General features: G+C 34.3%; 19 protein-coding genes. 12 read left to right on the top strand and 7 right to left on the bottom strand.

The window, feature by feature from the left end:
• Positions 1-47 precede the first annotated feature (47 nt).
• The 10 genes from ACJRPK_RS09935 (at position 48) to ACJRPK_RS09890 (ending at position 10790) form a co-directional block, all read left to right on the top strand.
• Positions 48-2210, top strand: a complete 2163-nt coding sequence (locus ACJRPK_RS09935; protein ID WP_407139757.1) for a lantibiotic dehydratase family protein — start codon at positions 48-50, stop codon at positions 2208-2210.
• Between the two features lie 9 nt (positions 2211-2219).
• The gene (locus ACJRPK_RS09930; protein ID WP_407139756.1) at positions 2220-3113 is read left to right on the top strand and encodes a thiopeptide-type bacteriocin biosynthesis protein; all 894 of its coding nucleotides are present in this window, start codon (positions 2220-2222) and stop codon (positions 3111-3113) included.
• A 47-nt stretch (positions 3114-3160) separates the two neighbouring features.
• On the top strand, positions 3161-3331 hold the full coding sequence (locus ACJRPK_RS09925) for a class I lanthipeptide (protein WP_407139755.1): 171 nt from the start codon (positions 3161-3163) through the stop codon (positions 3329-3331).
• Positions 3332-3464: 133 nt separating this feature from the next.
• On the top strand, positions 3465-3641 hold the full coding sequence (locus ACJRPK_RS09920) for a class I lanthipeptide (protein ID WP_407139754.1): 177 nt from the start codon (positions 3465-3467) through the stop codon (positions 3639-3641).
• Between the two features lie 92 nt (positions 3642-3733).
• Entirely contained in the window at positions 3734-3907 is a 174-nt protein-coding gene (locus ACJRPK_RS09915) for a class I lanthipeptide (RefSeq protein ID WP_407139753.1), read from the top strand.
• A gap of 103 nt (positions 3908-4010) precedes the next feature.
• Positions 4011-4196 (top strand): class I lanthipeptide, encoded by a 186-nt coding sequence (locus tag ACJRPK_RS09910; RefSeq protein ID WP_407139752.1) that lies wholly within the window; start codon positions 4011-4013, stop codon positions 4194-4196.
• A 58-nt stretch (positions 4197-4254) separates the two neighbouring features.
• On the top strand, positions 4255-5457 hold the full coding sequence (locus ACJRPK_RS09905) for a lanthionine synthetase LanC family protein (RefSeq protein WP_407139751.1): 1203 nt from the start codon (positions 4255-4257) through the stop codon (positions 5455-5457).
• 94 nt (positions 5458-5551) lie between these two features.
• Complete coding sequence (locus tag ACJRPK_RS09900; protein WP_407139750.1) at positions 5552-7153, top strand: vitamin K epoxide reductase family protein; 1602 nt, start codon at positions 5552-5554, stop codon at positions 7151-7153.
• A gap of 55 nt (positions 7154-7208) precedes the next feature.
• Positions 7209-9473: a peptidase domain-containing ABC transporter gene (locus ACJRPK_RS09895; protein ID WP_407139749.1), complete on the top strand. Its 2265-nt coding sequence runs from the start codon at positions 7209-7211 to the stop codon at positions 9471-9473.
• A 12-nt stretch (positions 9474-9485) separates the two neighbouring features.
• Positions 9486-10790: an HlyD family secretion protein gene (locus ACJRPK_RS09890; RefSeq protein WP_407139748.1), complete on the top strand. Its 1305-nt coding sequence runs from the start codon at positions 9486-9488 to the stop codon at positions 10788-10790.
• A 200-nt stretch (positions 10791-10990) separates the two neighbouring features.
• On the opposite strand, the gene ACJRPK_RS09885 is transcribed toward ACJRPK_RS09890, so the two are convergent.
• Positions 10991-11503 carry a DUF1203 domain-containing protein gene (locus ACJRPK_RS09885; RefSeq protein WP_407139747.1) on the bottom strand — a complete coding sequence of 171 codons (513 nt, stop codon included), beginning with the start codon at positions 11501-11503 and terminating at the stop codon, positions 10991-10993.
• Positions 11504-11714: 211 nt separating this feature from the next.
• A complete protein-coding gene (locus tag ACJRPK_RS09880) occupies positions 11715-12410 on the bottom strand; it encodes a DUF1028 domain-containing protein (RefSeq protein ID WP_407139746.1) in 696 nt (231 codons plus the stop codon).
• A 350-nt stretch (positions 12411-12760) separates the two neighbouring features.
• On the opposite strand from ACJRPK_RS09880, the gene ACJRPK_RS09875 reads away from it, so the two are divergent.
• Positions 12761-12907 (top strand): hypothetical protein, encoded by a 147-nt coding sequence (locus ACJRPK_RS09875; protein WP_407139745.1) that lies wholly within the window; start codon positions 12761-12763, stop codon positions 12905-12907.
• A 33-nt stretch (positions 12908-12940) separates the two neighbouring features.
• Here ACJRPK_RS09875 and ACJRPK_RS09870 read toward each other — a convergent pair whose 3' ends face one another.
• From ACJRPK_RS09870 to ACJRPK_RS09850, 5 genes are all read right to left on the bottom strand, one after another.
• Positions 12941-13825 (bottom strand): PhzF family phenazine biosynthesis protein, encoded by an 885-nt coding sequence (locus ACJRPK_RS09870; protein ID WP_407139744.1) that lies wholly within the window; start codon positions 13823-13825, stop codon positions 12941-12943.
• 59 nt (positions 13826-13884) lie between these two features.
• Positions 13885-14421: a sigma-70 family RNA polymerase sigma factor gene (locus ACJRPK_RS09865; RefSeq protein WP_407139743.1), complete on the bottom strand. Its 537-nt coding sequence runs from the start codon at positions 14419-14421 to the stop codon at positions 13885-13887.
• Between the two features lie 45 nt (positions 14422-14466).
• Positions 14467-15930: a serine hydrolase gene (locus ACJRPK_RS09860; protein ID WP_407139742.1), complete on the bottom strand. Its 1464-nt coding sequence runs from the start codon at positions 15928-15930 to the stop codon at positions 14467-14469.
• A 343-nt stretch (positions 15931-16273) separates the two neighbouring features.
• Positions 16274-16876 carry an outer membrane protein gene (locus ACJRPK_RS09855; protein WP_407139741.1) on the bottom strand — a complete coding sequence of 201 codons (603 nt, stop codon included), beginning with the start codon at positions 16874-16876 and terminating at the stop codon, positions 16274-16276.
• 22 nt (positions 16877-16898) lie between these two features.
• On the bottom strand, positions 16899-17519 hold the full coding sequence (locus tag ACJRPK_RS09850) for a hypothetical protein (RefSeq protein WP_407139740.1): 621 nt from the start codon (positions 17517-17519) through the stop codon (positions 16899-16901).
• 413 nt (positions 17520-17932) lie between these two features.
• On the opposite strand from ACJRPK_RS09850, the gene ACJRPK_RS09845 reads away from it, so the two are divergent.
• Positions 17933-20191: a penicillin-binding protein 1A gene (locus ACJRPK_RS09845; protein WP_407139739.1), complete on the top strand. Its 2259-nt coding sequence runs from the start codon at positions 17933-17935 to the stop codon at positions 20189-20191.
• Positions 20192-20194 lie beyond the last annotated feature (3 nt).

Genomic DNA, 20194 nt, shown 5'->3' with positions numbered 1-20194 from the left:
TAAAATGTAATCAGCAATCTCTGTATTAATACCTTAAAATGTCAAACATGACAGCGTCTTATTTACCTGCTAACGAATATATTCTAAGAACACACAATCTTTCTTCTTCAGAAGTAAAAAATCTGACAGTAGAGCGTATAAAGAAACTTTGTTCAACTTCTATTGTAGCAGAGGCGATTTTTCTCGCTTCACCTGATCTGTATCAAGAAATGAAAAAATTTCTTAGTGGAAAAAAAATGAAAGATGAAGATCGACTTATCCAATCCCTTTTAAAGTACTTATTAAGAATGGGGCATCGCTGTACACCATTTGGATTATTTAGTGGATGTGCCTTGGGAAATATTAGTAAACGCACCGAAATTGAATTGGAACATTCAAAAAATCATAAAAGGTTCACCCGTATTGATATGAGCTATATCTGCTCACTTGTTCAGAAACTGGAAAAATCTCATGCTATAAGAAAACAGCTCAAATATTATCCAAATACGAGCTTATACCCTATCGGGGATAAGTTAAGATATATCGAATATAAGTATCACAATACACAGCGGCGTCATTATACCATGTCTATAAGCAATTCGGCATATATAGAATTATTACTTAAGCAGTCACAGGACGGTGCAACAATAGATACACTGGCAAATTTCTTGGTTGAGCCTGAGATTTCATTAGAAGACGCAACAGCATTTGTACACGAGCTTATAGATAACCAAATCTTAATAAGTTCTATTGCTCCCTCTGTAACTGGTGAAAACTATCTTACATTGCTGATAAATTTGATCCCTTCTGAAGATATTAAATCCAAGCTTACAGAAATCAACGAACTACTAAGCCAGCTAGATAGCAATTATTATGAATCTAATTTTAGTTATTATCAAAAACTCACTACACTTTTAGATTCATTTGATATAACATATAATAAAAAATATTTATTTCAGACAGATCTTTTAATTTCTTCCAAAAAGAATACGATATCCTCCAAAGTAGCTGAAGATATTCAAACAGGTGTTCGACTACTCAATAAACTCGTACCTTATACAGAAGATGAAAAGCTTACGGAGTTTAAAAAACGATTTTATACTAAATTCGAGGACGAGCAAATTCCGCTTTCATTAGCTCTAGATGTAGAAACCGGCGTGGGCTATGGATTTTTAAGAGAGGATGATTATGATGTATCACCACTCATAAGTGATTTAAATTTATCACAATCCAGCAATAAACAGCATTATAAAAAAATAAAATGGACCAGAATTGACGAGTTTTTAAACACCAAACTAATCGACCTTGATAAAAATGCTTTTGAAATTGTACTCTCTGAGGATGAATTGAAAGGGTTTGAAGAGAATTGGGATAATCTGCCTCTGTCTTTTACGGCTATAGTACATCTTTTAAATAATGATACTGAGCAACCCCTAATCAATATGTCTTATGTAGGAGGTCCTTCTGCCACTTACTTACTTGGAAGATTTACTCAGGCTGATAAGAAAATTGACCAGCTGCTAAAGGAAATAACGACTACAGAAAGCAAGAACAACGACGTCATACTGGCTGAAATTGCACATCTGCCGGAAAACAGAATCGGAAATATTATAAACAGAAATCATTTGAGGGACTATGAAATCCCGTATTTAACAAAAAGCACACTCCCAAAAAATCAACAAATAACCCTTGATGATATATTGGTATCGTTAGAAGAAAATCGAATTATTTTAACCTCCAAAAAATACGGTAAAGAGATACAACCTAAAATGGCAACTGCGCATAATTTCTCTTACAACTCACTTCCTATTTATCAATTCTTATGCGATATACAAACTCAAAATTTACGAGAAAATTTGGAGTTTGATTGGGGAAATGCAGCTCAGGGACGTGATTTTCTACCGAGAGTACGATACAATAATATCATTCTGTCCTTAGCGCAGTGGACACTCAAAAGAGAGGAAATTGAAAATTTATTGGAGCGAGACGATATAGCGGCATGGAGAAAAGAGAAAAACATCCCTCAAAAAGTAATGCTCAAAGATGCAGACAATGAGTTATTAATCGATCTGGACCATCTATTGAGTGTAAAAACCTTTTTGTCAATAATAAAGCAACGTAATCAAATCATACTGATAGAATATCTTTTTGATGAAGAAAAATCATCTGTAAAAAGGGATGGTAAAGCATTCTGCAATGAGCTATTCTTTTCATTTATCAAACAACAGTAAGTATCAAATATGATGTCTAAAACACAACGATATTTTTTTATAGGGAGTGAATGGTTGTATTACAAAGTATACATGGGGTCAAGAATCTCTGATCTGTTTCTAACCTCTACACTCACAAGGGTAGCTAATCAATTGTTGCAATCTCAAGTAATAGACAAATGGTTCTTTATAAATTATAAAGACCCTGAGCGACACGTACGTATAAGGTTTAAAATTAACGATCCAAAAAACCTTACGTATGTGATAGAACTATTACACAGTGCTATAGAACCCTATATAAAAAATAAAACGATTAACAAAATCGTAGTAGACACGTACAAGAGAGAACTGGAACGCTACGGTCATGAAACTATTGAGGAATCAGAATCTATTTTCTGTGCGAACAGTAAGTTAATGGTCTACTTAATCTCTAGGGTTCATAACGATAATCAACGTTGGTTATGGGGAATGAAAACAATAGACACTTTTTTTGATGGATGGAATATGGATGTAATTCAAAAAAGAAACTTCTGTGAACATCTGAAAAAAGATTTTGACGAAGAAATGGGAGCTACCACTGATATTAATAGGCAGTTGTCCATGAAATTTAGAAATAATCGAAATGATATCAATAAAGTTATGGAACAAGATGTAGATACAGAATTTACAAATGTACTCCAACAATACAAGAGTGATAATCAAAAGATTATTTCTAGAATTATAGCAAACAGAAAAGAAGCAGATACTTCATTAAGTATCACAAATCTTCTCAAGAGCTACATTCACATGCACTGTAATCGGTTATTTAAATCTAATCATCGGTTAAATGAGTGGGTTTTGTATAATTATTTATACCAGTATTACCGTAGTAAAGCGGCACAAATGAAAAGTAAAAAAGAAATAGTATTAATAAGTCAGGAGTAAGCCGAAAATCCTTTTCAAAGAGTAGGCAAAACTTAATTTTTTTAATAATGAATAAATTACAATTAAACAAAGAAACCATTTCGCAAATGGACAGAAACGAAATGGCAAGTGTAAACGGTGGATTAAAAATTTGTCTGGTTAGCTGTGCTAACGGAACAAGAAAGAAAAAAGCTTGTTGTGATGGAGAACCACACGGGATCGAAATTAGTGCCTATTAAAACTATCAGAAACTTTCACCAGCAATCGTCTTAAAATTGGCTGGCAAAAGCTCTAATTAGTAGAATCCATTCAAAATGGAAAAAACAAATTTATAACAACCGAGTATATACATACTCAATTAAAAACAAAGTAATGAATAAATTACAATTAAACAAAGAAACCATTTCGCAAATGGATAGAAATGAAATGGCAAGTGTAAATGGAGGAATAGACATCTGTTTAAAAAGTTGTGCTAACGGTTCAAGAAAAGGAAAAGATTGTTGCAATGGTGATCCAGTAATTCTTGTAGTTGATATTAGTATTAAATAATATCGTAACATCTAACCGGCACCTCTAATGAGTTGTCGGTTATTTTTAAATCTGATTTAAACCGACTTATCTGAGTCATCAAACATTATCAAATGAAAAAATTGAAATTAAATAAAGAAACCATTTCACAAATGGACAAAAATGAAATGATGGTAACTAACGGTGGAGCTTTTTTAAGCATTTGTTTAAAAAGTTGCCCTAATGGAACCAGGAAACTTAAAGCATGTTGTATGACCGACGAGTATGACGATTATACAATTGCATAACAAATAATATACTAATGATAATAGGTGTTTTGACAATACCTCTATAGGTAACAAACACCTATTGTTTCATCCAATAAATTGTAACTACTAATCCAAGAATAGTATGAAAAGATTAGCGCTTAATAAAGAAACCATTTCGCAAATGGACAGAAATGAAATGGCAAGTGTAAACGGAGGTTTGTTTGGAATCTGTTTAAAAAGTTGTAAAAGTGGTTCTCGTAGAGGTAAATCTTGTTGTGATGATGATTCGCTTGATGGAGATTATGACGATCCTACAATCTACGTATAGTAAACAAAGACTTATTAACCTATCCTTACTCCATAGAGTATAAATTAATTTACGAAAAATGTTTGAACCTAGTATAAAAAAAATAGAATCCATCCTTTTTGAGTCAGCAAGGGCGATGAATATTCCAACCTTACATGATGATTTGGGAGTTTTAATTTTTGAAGCCACGCTATATCGCTATTCTAAAGAAGAGGTATATAAGCAAAAAGCTCTTGAGCTTTTTAATACACTCATTACAGTATTTGGAGATCGTGAAATGGGCTCAGGATTTCTTGAAGGATTTGAAGGAATATTTTATACGATTCAATATTTAAAGCGTTGTAAGATTATTGAAGACGAAACTTCGCTCGATGAGTTAGAAGATTATTTATTAAAGTCTTTACAAATTGATTTTAAAACAAATAATTTTGACCCTTTACACGGTAGTATTGGGAAGCTTCATTACTATATAAATTCTGAAACACAACCTTCAGAAAAAGTTAATGATCTTATTGATCAGTTTTTGACTTCACTTTATGAACACAAAAAAGAAACGGAACAGGGCATTTATTGGTATGATGAAAATGAAGAAACTAAAGGATTAATAAATTTAGGGTTAGCACATGGTTTACCCGGAATTCTTGCATTTCTAATACGTCTAAAAGAGCTGAAATTCAAACATGAGTATTTAGATGTTTTAATAGAAGGCATTTTAAAAAGTCTTTTCAATTTCAAGAATAATATTGCTCGAATAAGCAATTTTCCGGATTACTACTCAGTCGATATAAATCAGCGTAATTTAAACAGTCGCCTGGGTTGGTGCTATGGAGACTTGGGTGTAACAAACACCCTTTTGTATGCTACCAAGGTTTTGCAAAGAGAGGATTTAAAAGAAAAAACTTACAAACTTTTACGAACGATCATACCGAGACGCATTGGTAACTCAGGTTTGGATCATTTTGAGGACTATTCATTCTTAGATACGGGTTTTTGCCACGGACTTAGTGGAATCGCCTTTACGTTACAAAAGATTAATAATAAAATAGACAGTCCGATTATTAAGAAACGTATTGATTTTTGGAAAAAAGAATTGCTCAATAACCTTGACACACAACTAAAAATAGAGGGAGAAATATACTTGCCCTGGTACCGACAAGACAAAGAGCAAACCTATACCATGGATAAAGCTTCTATATTAAATGGGTTATGCGGCACTGGATTAGTGCTATTGTCCTTTCAATATGACAGGTATGACTGGAGCGATTTCTTCCTGTTATACTAAGACTTCTTCCAAAATCGATGTAGGTAATCATAGTAACTAATAACACCTTAAGCAACAAAGTGTTTTGTGATTATAGGTTAAATAAATAATAGCTATGCAAATAAAAAATATTGTTGTGGAGTCTATCTTAAAGTATTTCGAAAGGGAGCGTATTTCAATAAATACAGCGCTGTTTAAATTTAGATTAATAACTCATCCGGGATACCCTAACTTGCTATCTATAATTGAGACTTTAGACTATTTTCATATACACTACGACGTTTACAATGTCAACTTTCAAGAAATTGATCAAACTCCAGAACGCTACTTAGCCTTTTTAAAAACCATACACGGAAGACAAGATTTACATCTTGTCGAAAAAAAGGATGAAGAAATTTATATTGATTCCAAAAAAGTGTCACTACATTTTCTTGAAGTTCGCTGGAAAGGAATCGTTCTAATACTCAATCAAGCTAAAGATAAAAAAATCAGAAATAAGAGTGCTGGCAACATACGCAGAAATTCTCTCTGTGGGCTAACGCTGGTATGCGCTCTGGCTTTTGTTCTTTCACAAACCAATGTTTCCAACAGCTTATTTTCCTTGCTTTCGATATTTGGTTTTGCAGCATCAATTTTATCATTAGAAGAATTATTTAAGCTGAAGACTAATCCCCTTGATAAATTTTGTTCCCAATCTCGTCAATATGATTGTGAATCCATTATCAACTCAAAAAAATGGAAACTTTTTAACTATGTTAGTTTTTCAGATTTAAGTTTTCTTTTTTTTCTTTCACAAATAGTTTCATATTCAATAATGACGCTTGCAGGTCAGGAATCAGCGTATTTTTTCTATCAAACGATAGCATTAGGAGCTAGTATACCGTTTGTTCTGATCTCCCTTTATTATCAACGATTTGTAGAAAAAAAATGGTGCCCCATATGCCTGACTCTCAGTGGTATTCTTAGTACACAACTTTGCCTGCTTGTTTTATTTATTGAACCTTCAACCTCGATGAATTTAGAATCATTATTACTCTTCACTTTCATACAAATGATCATCATAGGTGGTTGGTTTGGTGTAAAAAATATCTTAACACAATTACATACACTCAAAGAAAACAAAATTACAGATACGCGATTATTACGTAATTATTCACTGTTCCGTTATACAATCAAAGGACAAAAAAGACACGATTTAAATACTAATCAACTTATCACTAAACCCAACAACAATCAGCAATTAATCGTTACTCTCATTACGAATCCTTTTTGCGAACATTGCAAAAAAGCACACGCAAGTATCAAGGAAATACAAGCTAGATATAATGATCGAATCGCTCTCCAAACCATCTTGAATGTGGACATACTGGATGAGAGTGATAATGACAAACTTATATGTCAAAATATGATGGCAATGCAGCTAAATGGTGAAAACAAAAAATTTGCCGCTGCTCTAGATGATTGGTTTACTTATGAAAATGAATCCAAATGGCTCACTACGTATGCTGGTGAATTTGATGAACAGGTAATCGAAAAAAAATTTATTAATCAAAAGAACTGGTGTATCCAAAACCAGATAGACTTTACTCCAGGACTCTTTATAAATGGGTATTTCTATCCAAAAATATATGCGATAGAGCATTTGGATTATTTTATTCAAGATCTATTAAGTGATACAGAAATTTTAGCAACAAACGACAAATTAACAACCTGTTAAACAGCCTTATACAAATACATTAAAGTTGTTGTCAACAGTTTAAAAAATATAAGTTTTGAAGAATTTTCCATTTTACAAACAACCGGGCGCAAAGGATTGCGGACCAACTTGCTTACGAATTATCAGCAAGCATTATGGTAAAGTCATCCCGCTACAAACGATTAGAAACTTAAGCCAGACAACCCGAACTGGAAGTTCTTTTTTGGGACTAGCAGAAGGTGCTGAAAATTTAGGATTCAAATCGGTCGGTGTCAAAACTGACTTTGAAACTTTCAGAGATGACGTACCTTTACCATCTATTGTACATTGGAACAAATATCACTTTGTTGTAGTATACAAGATTAAAAATGACACGGTATACGTTTCAGATCCATCGTACGGATTAATTGAGTATACAAAAGAAGAATTCATTGAGTCCTGGGTAGGTAACAATGCTGATGAAAAAACACAGGAAGGACTTACGCTACTCTTGGACACTACACCCAAATTTTATAATACTGATTGGGAAAAAGTTGATGGGCGTTCGGGGTTTTCATTTCTGGCAAAATACCTTTTTAAGTATAAAAAACTAATAGGTCAACTTATTATCGGACTTTTGGCGGGGAGTTTGTTACAATTACTTTTTCCTTTTCTTACACAAAGTATCGTAGACATAGGTATTCAAAATCAAGATATTAATTTTATATATCTGATTTTAGGTGCGCAAATCATGTTGTTTGTAGGTCAGATTAGTATTGAAGCCATTAGAGGTTGGATTCTCCTGCACCTAAGCACTCGTATCAATATTTCTCTGGTTTCTGATTTTTTTATAAAACTCATGAATTTACCAATATCCTATTTTGATACAAGAATGACAGGAGATTTAATGCAGCGCATAAATGACCATCAGCGAATAGAAAAATTACTAACCAATTCTTCACTCAACACACTCTTTTCATTTTTTAATATTATTGTATTTAGTGCTGTCCTCATCTATTACAATAGTAAGATATTCGGAATTTTTGCAGCTGGCAGCATGCTAATGATCGGTTGGATATTCTTCTTTATGAAAAGGAGAAAGGAACTCGATTATAAACGTTTTTCTCAAATGAGTGATGAGCAAAGTAAAACCATCGAACTGATCGAAGGTATGCAAGAAATCAAATTACATAACGCCGAAAAACAAAAACGATGGGGATGGGAATTTATACAAATACGTTTGTTCAAAGTAGCAACGCAAGGACTAACTCTTGAACAAATGCAGACTATTGGCTCTTCTTCGATCAACCAATTCAAAAATATATTGATCACTTTTTTATCAGCTTCTTTAGTTTTAAAAGGTGATATATCCTTAGGTATGATGTTATCTATTCAATATATTATAGGTCAGTTAAATAGTCCTATATCCCAGTTATTACAATTTATACAAGAAACACAAGATGCAAAAATCAGTTTAGAGCGTTTGAAAGAAGTACATGATCAAAAAGACGAAGAGGATATTAAAGAAGCAAAAGTTCATGATATTTCCCATGATGGTAGTATTTCTATAGAAGATATAACATTCAAATATATAGGGTCAGAAAACCCCGTAATCGAGAATTTAGATTTATTAATTCCGCGTAATAAAACAACAGCAATTGTAGGGGCTTCAGGAAGTGGTAAAACCACCCTTATGAAGCTTTTAATGCGTTTCTACAAACCTAATAAGGGAGTTATAAAATTAGGAGAACAAAATTTTGAAGTTATCTCTCAAAAAGCATGGAGACATAGCTGCGGAGTGGTAATGCAGGATGGTTATATTTTTAATGATACGATAGCCAATAACATTGCATTGGGAGAGAGTACTATAGATAAGGACAAGCTCTCAAAAGCTGTAGAGATCGCAAATATTCGATCGTATATTGAAGCCTTACCGTTAAGTTATAACACCGAAATTGGTAACGAAGGCGTAGGTATCAGCGGCGGAGAAAAACAGCGATTATTAATTGCCAGAGCTGTGTACAAAAATCCTGATTTCATCTTTTTTGATGAAGCAACCAGTGCATTAGATGCTAATAATGAAAAAACAATCATGCAGAATCTGGATACCTTTTTTAAAGGAAGAACAGCAGTCGTTATCGCCCACCGATTAAGCACTGTTAAAAATGCAGATCAAATTGTGGTGATGGATAAAGGAAAAATTGTAGAAAAAGGAACACATGATGATTTGATTGCACTTGAAGGTTCCTATTACGAGCTAGTTAAAAACCAACTCGAATTGGAGCGATTAAAATCAAAAAAGAAGAATGGTGCACTAATTAAACACTTAGAAGCCGAGGCAGTAACACTTGTCGATAAATAAAATATAAAACGTATGACTGATCAAGAAAAAAAATCTTTAGAACATCTGGAATTGCGTTCAGAAGAAGTAGAAGAAATATTGAGTAATCCACCCAGTTGGATGACCCGTTGGGGAATTACCGTTATCTTTTTTGTCATCCTGCTTGTGATAGGTGCAAGTTGTATCGTGTCATATCCTGATATTATTACCTCTAAAATCATGGTTACAACAGAGATACCTGTCGAAAAGATTGAAGCCAAAAGTAACGGAAGAATAGTGAAATTTTTGATCGAAGATCAGCAGCAGGTTACCCACGGACAGATATTAGCAGTTATAGAAAATACTGCTAATTTTGCTCATGTTTTAAAGCTTAAAAGTATTATAGATACATTGCATGCTGACTATGATAACTTTAAGTTTCCCATCATAAAAACCGAATATCTATCCTTGGGTGAGTTAGAGCAGGACTACGCCTTATTCGAAAAATCATATTCTGATTATGTTCTCAATAAAAATCTGCGACCTTACGCTATCGAGAGCCTATCAGGCAAACAAACCCTATCAGAATTAAATAGCAGAGTCCGTGTACTAGAAGTGCAGAGAGATCTTGAAAAACGAGAAATTGAAGTGCGGAAAAAAGACTTTGAGCGGTCAAGAATCTTATATGATAAAGGTGTCATTAGCAAAGTTGAATATGAGAATAAAGAACTTGAATTCCTGCAGGCACGACGCAATTATGAAAACACAAAAATAAACATGTCTCAAATTCAAGAATCTAAAAACAATACACAAAAAGGTATTCAAGGTTCCCGTATTACTAAAATTCAAAACGAAACAAAGTTTTTGAAGGACGTGATTTCCTCTTATAAGCAACTAAAGCGGTCTATTAAACAATGGGAACAAAACTATCTGTTGGTAGCCTCAATAGATGGTAAAGTGAGTTTTCAAAAGTTTTGGGGAGAAAATCAATTTGTAAGTGCCGGTGATGATGTACTTACCATCCTACCGTCTCAATCCTCATTAGTTGGTAAAATTATAACTACTGCAATAAATACAGGTAAAATAGAACCCGATCAAAATGTCTTAATTAAATTAGAAAACTATCCTTATCAAGAATTTGGAATGGTAGAAGGCAAAGTGATTAGCATGTCTTTATCACCCGACAGTGATGGGAATTATTACATAGAGGTAGATATCCCACAAAATCTGGAAACGACATATGGTAAAAATCTTGCTTTTAACAGAGAAATGAGAGGTACTGCAGGTATCGTCACCGAAGATTTGAAGATTATTGAAAGAGTTTTTTATCAGTTTAGAAACATATTTAAATATAATTAGAGAAGGAATTATAAAGCGTAAAAAATAAAACAGCACCTTAAACTAGTTCAAATGGATTATATATTTGTGCTTAAAGCCTCTTTACTTTTGGCTAAATAATAAAAAAACTCTTCTTAATGGCTCCTCCCATGTTAAAGGAAGGAATCTATATAGTATTTAAAATTTGAATTAGGTATAAAACTAAGATTCATAAAAAATTGCTACTGAACTCGGTTTACTTGGCAATTATAACAGCCGGGACTTGAATTATGAATATGGATATAGTTTGCAGTCTCATTTTCAAAAATGAGGTCTATCTCTTTTTTGAGATGCTTCCCGTCAACCGTTTTGGCTGCTATCATCATGCCTTTGACATCATACACTCTTAGAGATAGCAATCTATGGAATAACATCATCGGAATTTCATTGGTCTTCAACTGTGCAGTTTTTACATTTTTACGCACGAATATCGGTCCACTGGATTGATAAGGAGTCTTCGTTTTATGATGCTGGTAAGTTAGTAAAAGTACCTCCTCTCCAATTTCGGCATCTTTCAGACTTACTCTGCAAGGATACCCTGGTTTATTATCTACGGTTATTTTGACCATACCGCTAGCACTGAGTTCATCCTCAGTTAGTTTAAAAAAATGCTCATAATTGTTTTCAATTGCAGATATTATAAATTTCATCCGAACACTGGCCTCCGTTTGCATGTAATTTTTTAGTTCCTCCATTTTATTTTTTATACAAATATGGACTACTTACAGAAAGCTTACAATCTGATTCTTGCTATCCTTAATTATTCTTTATTCATAAAAATTTAGATGGATTCATCAACAATCAGATTCGTACTGGAACATCACAAAAGTTATCTCAGATACCTAAGTCTTTAGCGCTGGATAAGTAAATGTACAACAGATTAGTGTACGCTAACCAATAGTAAAATTATTTCAATGTACAAGCTTTAAACTGTTTGTTCAATAAAGTAACCGCTCTTTTACCACCTTTTTTGATGCCTTGAACTGCTAGCTTCAAGATAGCGTCATGTTTGGGTTGGTAAATCATGATAAACGCTGATCTCGCATACTGTTTTTCGCATCTTTTATCTCCTCCAGATTCCTCCCCTGCTTTTAAGGCAAGCATTAGTCTTTCTGCAAAAGGTTTGTCTCTATTTTCATTAAATGCTTTGTAGGCATTTGAGATTACGGTTTGATCAGTAAGGATATTCCCCATAACTGCAAAATCGCTACCTATCGCTTCTCCGCTCCAAGCTGCAATATCGAATCCGGAGTATACCACTGGCTTACTCGTAGCATCCAATAAAATTAGTCCTATTTGCTGTTTTTCAGGTCGAAACTTAGCATCTTTCATTGCTAATAAAATTTCATTAAGAGATGTACCATTATACATCAGTTCAACACCCTTCATTCGGGCAAAATAGTCACTTGCTGCTTGTACCACAACAGCTCCTTTTCCAGGTACGATTGAAGCTATGCCTGAAACATCAAAGGTACAAGATGCACCAACCACTCCTATTTGGCCTGTTTGACGATCTACAGCAATTATAGACCAAGTAGCGTGGCAATTTGTAAAAAATGATGTGGTTAAAATAAGTAAAAGTGTGAGAGTTGCTTTATTCATAATCCTATTGATTTAGTAAGGTTCTTTATATTAAAGATAAATTCAACGTCTCATTGTTACACTATTCACTTCTAAATATCTGTGAATTAGTCCTATCTATGTATTCAGCTACTCAAAATTTAGCATTTTAAGCAGATTGATTCCCTCCCACTATTCAACTTCTTACTTTGAGTAATTTATTAAGGATCCTGCAAAGCGGAATAAAAAAATATCTTAGACTACTTCGAATAGATTAAATCCTAGTGCTTAATGTCTCTTCACTGCTAATAAAAAAACCTCCCCCATTATGCGGGGGAGGTTTTGAGTATGAAGCAGTCACAAGTACTGACGCATAAAACATAACTTATTATATGACGAGTACTGACTTTCTTTTCTTCCTTCCTTTTGTAGACAACAGAGCGGAAGCTATGGGCGAGTTGAAGCGCAGAATATGGGATGGATGTTGTTTTCAGACTAATCTCAAAACTAGCGGCCAATACCTGTTTCCTCTTGGCTAGAACAGAAAAATATAAGCTCCTATTCACTTAATGTTAATCAATCTCAAAAATCATTTCACTTTTGAGCAATCCTTTACCACCGGCCATTAAACCCTTGATTTCTTCCTGTTCAATCAACAGATCAACCAGAATTAAACTCGAAGAAGGTTCGTTCATATATTTTCCTTGCTGCAAGTAATAGCGTTGCTTCTTAATCTCCAACACATCATACAGATAACAAGCAAGTGGTCCTGCCGCCATACCTGTACCTGCTTCTTCTTGTATACCATACCTGGGGCCAAACATTCTTGATGTTGCATCTAATTGTGCATCTTCGGTATTGGTGGTAAACACATAATATCCTATCAGATCAAAGGCTTCACTAATTTCATTGATGAGATCAAAATCCGGAGTTAGATTTTTCAAAATTTCTGCATCCTTTACTGGAATTAACATAAACGAATTACCTGTGTTTACAACCTTAATAGGGGCCTTAGCAATCATATCAGTTTTTTGAAATCCTAAGGAGGAAAGTATTTCAGATTCTTTATCGCCAACATCAATATAGGTCGGTGCCAGTTGCTCCATAAAAGCAAGTTCTCCTGATAACGCTATATCGCGTTTTCCATCAATCGTTTCTTTGGACGAACGTGCTCCGGATACTGCACCTATTTGTTTTAAATATGAAAAGGTTGCCACAGTCGCATGACCACAATGTGCTATTTGTTTGTTAGGTGTAAAGAAATCTAACTTAACCCCTGCTGTTTTTGATTTTGAAACAAATGCAGTTTCTGACAAGCCAACTTTGTTAGCTATCTGTAGCTTCTGCTGGTTGGATAGGTTGTCGGCATCTAATACGACTCCGGCGGGATTACCTCCTGCTCCGTTTTCGACAAAAGCATTAAGAATGTGTACTGTAACTTTTTGGGTAATGTCCATAATTATAATTTTTTTAATGATTCTATCTTATGGACGTAAAAGTTTATAAAAAGACGCAGTTACTCTTCATCTTTTTCAAAATCCAAAAGTTTTCCAGAACTGTCCGAAGCTACATTGGGACATTCCAACATGTTTTCTTTTAAGATTTCTCTGGCTTTTTGCACTCTTGATTTGGTTCCTGAGTAAGACATTTTTAAATGCGTGGCCAATTCTTTTTGTGAGTAATCTTTAAACGCGGTCATTACAATCACCTCTTTATGCTGGGCTGAGAGCTTATCTATTTTTTGATGAATACAGTTCGTTAACTTTGAATACTCAAAATTGTCACGGTCATCCTCTGGTAGGTCTAACGTATCAAATCCTATCTTTTCCTTTTTTTGTTTTCTGAAATGATCCATGATGGTGTTTCGCGTAATTTGATACACCCAGGAGGTAAGTTTTGCTGTATGTTGTAATTGATGCATGTTGGTTTGCACTTTTATAAAGACCTCCTGATGAAGATCCTGAGCCGTTGGGATATCTTTTATCTTACCCAAAATAAAAGCGTAGAGCTCCTCGTTTAAGTCTATCCAGATGGTTTTGATGTCGGTGTTCATATCAATCAGATTCTATTCAATATAAATGTCTTACATTACATAAGATTACTCATAGTTACTAAGTATTTTTATTCTCTTTGCCATAACATCATTATAACCATATTCATTATTTGGATTCAATTCAATTGCTTTTTGATAATGTTTCAAGGCATTGGGACTATCATTTAATGCATCATAACTTTCAGCTATTCCTGCATAAGAAATCCACCAAGTTGGATCAATTTTAGGAATTATTTTAAAGATTTTTACCGCTTTTTCAAATTCCTTCTTTTCACTAACTAAATTACCAATCGTATTAATACTCGATTTTAAGCTATAGAGATCTGAATTAGGATTTTCTATTTTTAATTTTTCGGAAGATTTAAGAGCTTCTTCATACTTATTAGTTAAAACAAGTTCAATAATGTCTTCTTCAAGTTCAAAGTTTTGTTTCTTAAGTTGTGGAATTACAATTCTGGAAATATCGTTTACAATGAGATCATAAGCCGGAATTTTGTACCCATTGGTTACTAATAAAATCGTTGTGTTTTGATTCGGAAATTTTCTAAATGCAGCAATATTTCCCCCAGAAAAACCATAGGATACTATTTGATTCACATTACTTGTACTCCAACCATGAAGAAAGGTATCTTTGCCATTCTTAAAATTAAAAGGAGTCCACATATCAAATTTGGTTGCTGGCTTTAGCAATTGATTTCTATCTATTCGGGCATTCCATTCCATCAAGTTGCTAAGCGTAAGATTGATTCCATTAGCAGAATGTGCCCTTTCGTTATTAACATATTTCGGTATTATAAATGCCGCTTTTTTTCGGTCGTAAACATATCCGGTCACTTTATCAATATATTCATCGTTAGTATTAGAAGAGAATACTAGCCCCTCTTTGTTATCCTCAAATTGATTCTCAATTACGAATTGTTCATAGGACATACCGGTAATTTTTTCTATGATTTGAGATACTAACCAATAATTAGTTTGATTATAGCTGAATTGATTACCCTGAGTGAATTCTATGGGATCCTGTACTAACTTCTCCATTAGTTCACTATCAGACAAAGTACTTTCATATTTTATATAATTTGGTAAGCCAGACGAATGGGTTACTAAATGCTTAACTTGAATCTTACGCCACTGTTCTGGTAAATCCTCCAAGTATGTTGAAATTGAATCATCCAACTTGAGCTTGCCTTGCTCGATAAGTTGAAAAACTGCAACATTTGTAATCAGTTTACTCGTTGAGTATAATGGAAATATAGAAGTTGCTGTTACAGGAATATCTTCTTCTATAGAAGATTTTCCGAAATACTCTTCATATATAACCTCATTATCTTGAATAACTGCTAAAGCTAAGCCCGGAATTTCATGATTAGCAATTACTTTTTTTATATAAGTATTTATCGTATTCTTAGTAATCTGTATACTTTGTTTCTTTTGTTCCTCCTTTTTATCAGAGCAAGCTGAAACAAAAATCATTAGGTATAAAAGGGTATTAAAAAAAACATTCTTCATTTTTAGGTTTTTTGAATAACAGATAAAGGTAATGATTTTACATAAGCGTCTTATTTAAGTAATAGTTCTCACTTAACTGCACGTTCTGAATGCGTTACAGTACGAAAGAGCTTACCTATAGTTACATTAATCTCCCAATTATAATGAAGGCATATCATTTTTTTGTTGTTTTCGAATTTTTAATTATGATCGATCGCCTTTATTTATCCCCTCTTCATTATTCTTGATACTTATTGTATAAATTAAGTAAAATACTATTGGCCCATAGGCTATCAAATTACCTATTAAGTTTTTATTCCTTTTTATTTTACTGTTTATTATTTGATTATTTCGCTTTGTAGTTTTAAAACCTAAAACCTACGCCAAGCATTAGTTGGTTATAAGTCACATCTTCATCAATACCTTCATAATAAACTTCTTTACCAAATAGCTTAAGATATTGATAATAGCTTTGTATAAAAATTACTGAGGTAATATCATAGCTTAATCCTAGTTTCAAGTTAGCACCATGCGAACTATCAGTCGTCTTTTCATTCGATTGAAATGGCATGTCATTTTCGCCATAAGTAAAATCGTTCGCGGTAGATTCAAAACTATCGTACAACAAAGTATAACCTAAACTTACATAAGGATGTAGTTTTAGCATACCGGGTAACTTAAACTCAGAATAAAAATCTAAATGATTAAAAAAAGCATTATTCTTTACTTTAAAAACATTCCGAATTTCAGCATTACGAAAATAGTCAATAGTATAGGAAGCTCCTAACGTAATAATTGGAGATTCATAGATATTGTATTTGATGTTAGCACCGACAATTCCATCAATATTGTTTACATTATCGGATAGGGATATAGGATGGTGTACCGCTATTCGTAGAGGTTTTTCTTGTGCTAAAGTGGTAAAACATACAATACAGCATGCAAAGGATATTAATTTTTTTATCATTCAATTATAAAGTATTATTAGTTTAAAAAGGATTAAGTGTTTTGAATTGAATTAGATTAGAGGGTCTATTAAATTTCTTATACATTGAATATCCCCCCAGTATGATTATAAGAATGATTGCTACCAAACTCAGTTCTACTCCTAAGAAAGAAATGATACCATCCAAAATTTTACCGGCTAGTTTATTTTTGGCTCTTCCGGCATTTTCACTAAAATTAGTCTCTCCTAACGCCAAGAAATAAGCAACTATACTACCCGAAATTACTATATAAAATCCCGAATGATTTAGAACTCCCAAAAATTTATTTTCTTTCTTATCTACGCGTTTTAAGTCCTTTATACTTTCTAATTGCTTTGCAAAATCTAGTATTGCTTCTTGATCTTTAAAACGCATAGTTTCTTTGTACACCATATCATTGTTTTGGATATAAGCCTCAAAATCCATGGTTCCTTCTTTAAACTTGACTTTTTTAATTTCGCGAGGTTTTATGCGAGTCAATTTGTCGTACAGTTTGGGATCTTTGAACGAATTGATGAATGTATTACTATCTTCTATTCGTTGTCTACTAAAGGAAAGGTACTCTTCACCAAAAAAAACAGTTTTAATTTTTTTGGCATCTACTTGATATACTTTGTTTTGCATGGTAGGTTGTTATTGGTTAAACAGAATATGGAGTCTCGTATAGATTTGGGGGCGATCTAAAATACTCGGTAACTAAACTAATTATTATTTTCAGAAAAGCATAATAAAATGTTAAATTATCACTTATTGAGGTTGTAAATCAAAACACTACTCCCACAAAAAACAGTGGCTATAATTAGTGTATTCCTCTAAATCTCCCTTCAAAGGGAGACTTTCTTTGAAGGAAGGGTTGGGGATGGATGTCTCTTCTTAGTCTAATAACTTAAAACCAGAAACTAGTGGCTAATGGCTTGGCTAGTGGCTAGTGGCTAGTGGCTAGTGGCTAGTGGCTAAAAAACAATCTTTACAGTTGCTTTAACATGCTACCTCACAGATTTTTTACACCTTGCGTCCTGTAATTGTAAGGAAAACATATGCATACGATAAAACGTTGGTTGCAAAACCCGTGGATCAAATGGTCATTGGTAGGGATTACCGGATTACTAATACTACTCATCGGTTTTTATATCAGCATCTACGCCGGTGCCTGGGGTACCGTCCCCACCACAAAAACGCTGAGTACCCTTAGACAGGCAGAAGCTACCCAAGTACTTGATAAAAACGGCGAACTAATTGGTAAGTATTACATCTATGACCGTCAACCCATTACTTTCGACGATTTACCGCAACACCTGATCGATGCCCTAATTGCGACTGAGGATGTTCGGTTCTACGAGCACGAAGGGATTGATAACAAGAGTTTACTTCGCGTATTCTTTAAATCTATTTTGTTACAGGATAGGTCCTCGGGGGGTGGAAGCACCATAACCTTGCAGCTAGCCAAAAACCTTTTCGGAAGAAAGGATTACGGGAAGATTAGTATCATTGTCAATAAACTGAAGGAGTCTATTATCGCCAGCCGTATCGAAGCCATCTATTCAAAAAACGAAATTCTGACCCTGTATTTTAACACCGTTCCCTTTCCGGATAACACCTACGGTATCGAAAGTGCTGCGCAAAAGTTCTTTAATAAAAGTACCAACGAACTTAATTTGTCTGAAGCTGCCGTTTTAGTAGGTTCGCTTAAAGCCAATAACGGCTACAATCCACGTCTCTACCCCGAGCGTAGTCAGTCACGTCGTGATATAGTCTTACAACAAATGGTTAAATATGAGTATTTAAAAGAAGACCATGCAAACAATACCATGCAAGATACTATTGCGCTAGACTATCAATACTTTAATCACGATATGGGCATGGCTCCTTACTTTAGAGAAGCCGTAAAAAAACAATTGGATTCGTTGCTTAAAGATTATAAAAATGAAAACGGGGAACCCTATAATATTTATAGCGACGGACTCATTATCCATACGACGCTGGATTACAAAATGCAAACCTTAGCCGAGACAGCGATGCAGGAGCATATGCGAGAACTACAGGCAGCCTATGAAAAGGATCATGGTAACCGTGCCCCGTGGAAAAAAGAACTGAATCTCAAGAGTAGCACGGTAAGCAGAACTAAGGCTTATAAAAAATTAAAAGCTAATGGGCTTTCTGAAGCGCAACTTAAAGATTCTCTAAGCACTAAAAGAGAGATGGAATTGTTTGAGTGGGAAGGCAATGTTACTGAAAAAGCATCTACACTGGATAGTCTGCAACATTATCGAAAATTTCTCAATACCGGCATGCTATCGATTGATCCTGCTACGGGTGCGGTACTTAGTTATATTGGCGGAATTGATTACCGCTATTTTAAATATGATCATGTATCCCAAAGTAAACGTCAGGTGGGCTCTACCTTCAAACCTTTTGTATACACCGCAGCAATAGATAATGGTATGAAACCCTGTACTTATTTTCCTGTACGCGCAGTGACTTATACCAATGTGGATGACTGGACGCCCACAAATGCATCAGAAACCGAGGATCCGCATCTTAATTATACGCTAGAGACTGCGCTTAGCAACTCAATCAACACCATAGCTGTAAAAGTGCTGAATAAAGTTGGCATTCCGAAGGTTATTGAGCTGGTCAAAAAGCTGGGAATCACAAGTGAGATTCCCGAACAACCTTCTATTGCCTTGGGTACTGCGGGTATAACGCTAAAGGAAATGGCCGGAGCTTTTGCGAGTTATGTTAACCAAGGAAAATCAGTGACACCCTATCTCATTACTAAAATAGCTGACAAAAATGGAACGGTGCTTGCCGAATATAATCCAAAAATAGCTGAAGAAGCTGCGTATACTGAGTACACACGAGAGGTAGTACTAGAAATGATGAAAGCAACGGTAGATGAAGGAACGGCAGCCAGATTACGCACCACCTACGGTCTCAGCAATGATATCGCCGGTAAGACAGGGACAACACAAGATAATAAGGATGGTTGGTTTATCGGTATTACTCCTAGATTAGTATCCGTCACTTGGGTAGGTAATGATGATTATGCTGTTGGTTTTAAAAGTACACGTATCGGACAGGGCGCCAATGCTGCTTTACCCATTTTTGCAAAATTATATACCAAGATGAATACCGATACAACGTTTGATCGGTATACTAAAAGTAAATTTGATGCTACCAGTCCCGAAGTACGAGATGATCTTGATTGCGAACCCGAAAAACGAGATAATTTTTTAAAGCGGCTCTTTTCCGGTAAGAAAAAGAAAAAACGTTTTAAAAAAGAAAAAGACGAATAGTTA

Origin of the sequence: Aquimarina sp. 2-A2, assembly GCF_045505135.1 — a bacterium.
In the GTDB taxonomy this organism is placed as follows: domain Bacteria; phylum Bacteroidota; class Bacteroidia; order Flavobacteriales; family Flavobacteriaceae; genus Aquimarina; species Aquimarina intermedia.
The sequence above is the reverse complement of the archived record's forward strand: the minus strand, read 5'-3'. Positions and strand labels throughout refer to the sequence as shown.

What these genes read in the sequence shown, in the direction of transcription:
- ACJRPK_RS09935 (WP_407139757.1), top strand. Translation starts at nt 48, where the DNA reads ATGACAGCGTCTTATTTACCTGCTAACGAATATATTCTAAGAACACAC.
- ACJRPK_RS09930 (WP_407139756.1), top strand. Translation starts at nt 2,220, where the DNA reads ATGATGTCTAAAACACAACGATATTTTTTTATAGGGAGTGAATGGTTG.
- ACJRPK_RS09925 (WP_407139755.1), top strand. Translation starts at nt 3,161, where the DNA reads ATGAATAAATTACAATTAAACAAAGAAACCATTTCGCAAATGGACAGA.
- ACJRPK_RS09920 (WP_407139754.1), top strand. Translation starts at nt 3,465, where the DNA reads ATGAATAAATTACAATTAAACAAAGAAACCATTTCGCAAATGGATAGA.
- ACJRPK_RS09915 (WP_407139753.1), top strand. Translation starts at nt 3,734, where the DNA reads ATGAAAAAATTGAAATTAAATAAAGAAACCATTTCACAAATGGACAAA.
- ACJRPK_RS09910 (WP_407139752.1), top strand. Translation starts at nt 4,011, where the DNA reads ATGAAAAGATTAGCGCTTAATAAAGAAACCATTTCGCAAATGGACAGA.
- ACJRPK_RS09905 (WP_407139751.1), top strand. Translation starts at nt 4,255, where the DNA reads ATGTTTGAACCTAGTATAAAAAAAATAGAATCCATCCTTTTTGAGTCA.
- ACJRPK_RS09900 (WP_407139750.1), top strand. Translation starts at nt 5,552, where the DNA reads ATGCAAATAAAAAATATTGTTGTGGAGTCTATCTTAAAGTATTTCGAA.
- ACJRPK_RS09890 (WP_407139748.1), top strand. Translation starts at nt 9,486, where the DNA reads ATGACTGATCAAGAAAAAAAATCTTTAGAACATCTGGAATTGCGTTCA.
- ACJRPK_RS09885 (WP_407139747.1), bottom strand. Translation starts at nt 11,503, where the DNA reads ATGGAGGAACTAAAAAATTACATGCAAACGGAGGCCAGTGTTCGGATG.
- ACJRPK_RS09880 (WP_407139746.1), bottom strand. Translation starts at nt 12,410, where the DNA reads ATGAATAAAGCAACTCTCACACTTTTACTTATTTTAACCACATCATTT.
- ACJRPK_RS09875 (WP_407139745.1), top strand. Translation starts at nt 12,761, where the DNA reads ATGACGAGTACTGACTTTCTTTTCTTCCTTCCTTTTGTAGACAACAGA.
- ACJRPK_RS09870 (WP_407139744.1), bottom strand. Translation starts at nt 13,825, where the DNA reads ATGGACATTACCCAAAAAGTTACAGTACACATTCTTAATGCTTTTGTC.
- ACJRPK_RS09865 (WP_407139743.1), bottom strand. Translation starts at nt 14,421, where the DNA reads ATGAACACCGACATCAAAACCATCTGGATAGACTTAAACGAGGAGCTC.
- ACJRPK_RS09860 (WP_407139742.1), bottom strand. Translation starts at nt 15,930, where the DNA reads ATGAAGAATGTTTTTTTTAATACCCTTTTATACCTAATGATTTTTGTT.
- ACJRPK_RS09855 (WP_407139741.1), bottom strand. Translation starts at nt 16,876, where the DNA reads ATGATAAAAAAATTAATATCCTTTGCATGCTGTATTGTATGTTTTACC.
- ACJRPK_RS09850 (WP_407139740.1), bottom strand. Translation starts at nt 17,519, where the DNA reads ATGCAAAACAAAGTATATCAAGTAGATGCCAAAAAAATTAAAACTGTT.
- ACJRPK_RS09845 (WP_407139739.1), top strand. Translation starts at nt 17,933, where the DNA reads ATGCATACGATAAAACGTTGGTTGCAAAACCCGTGGATCAAATGGTCA.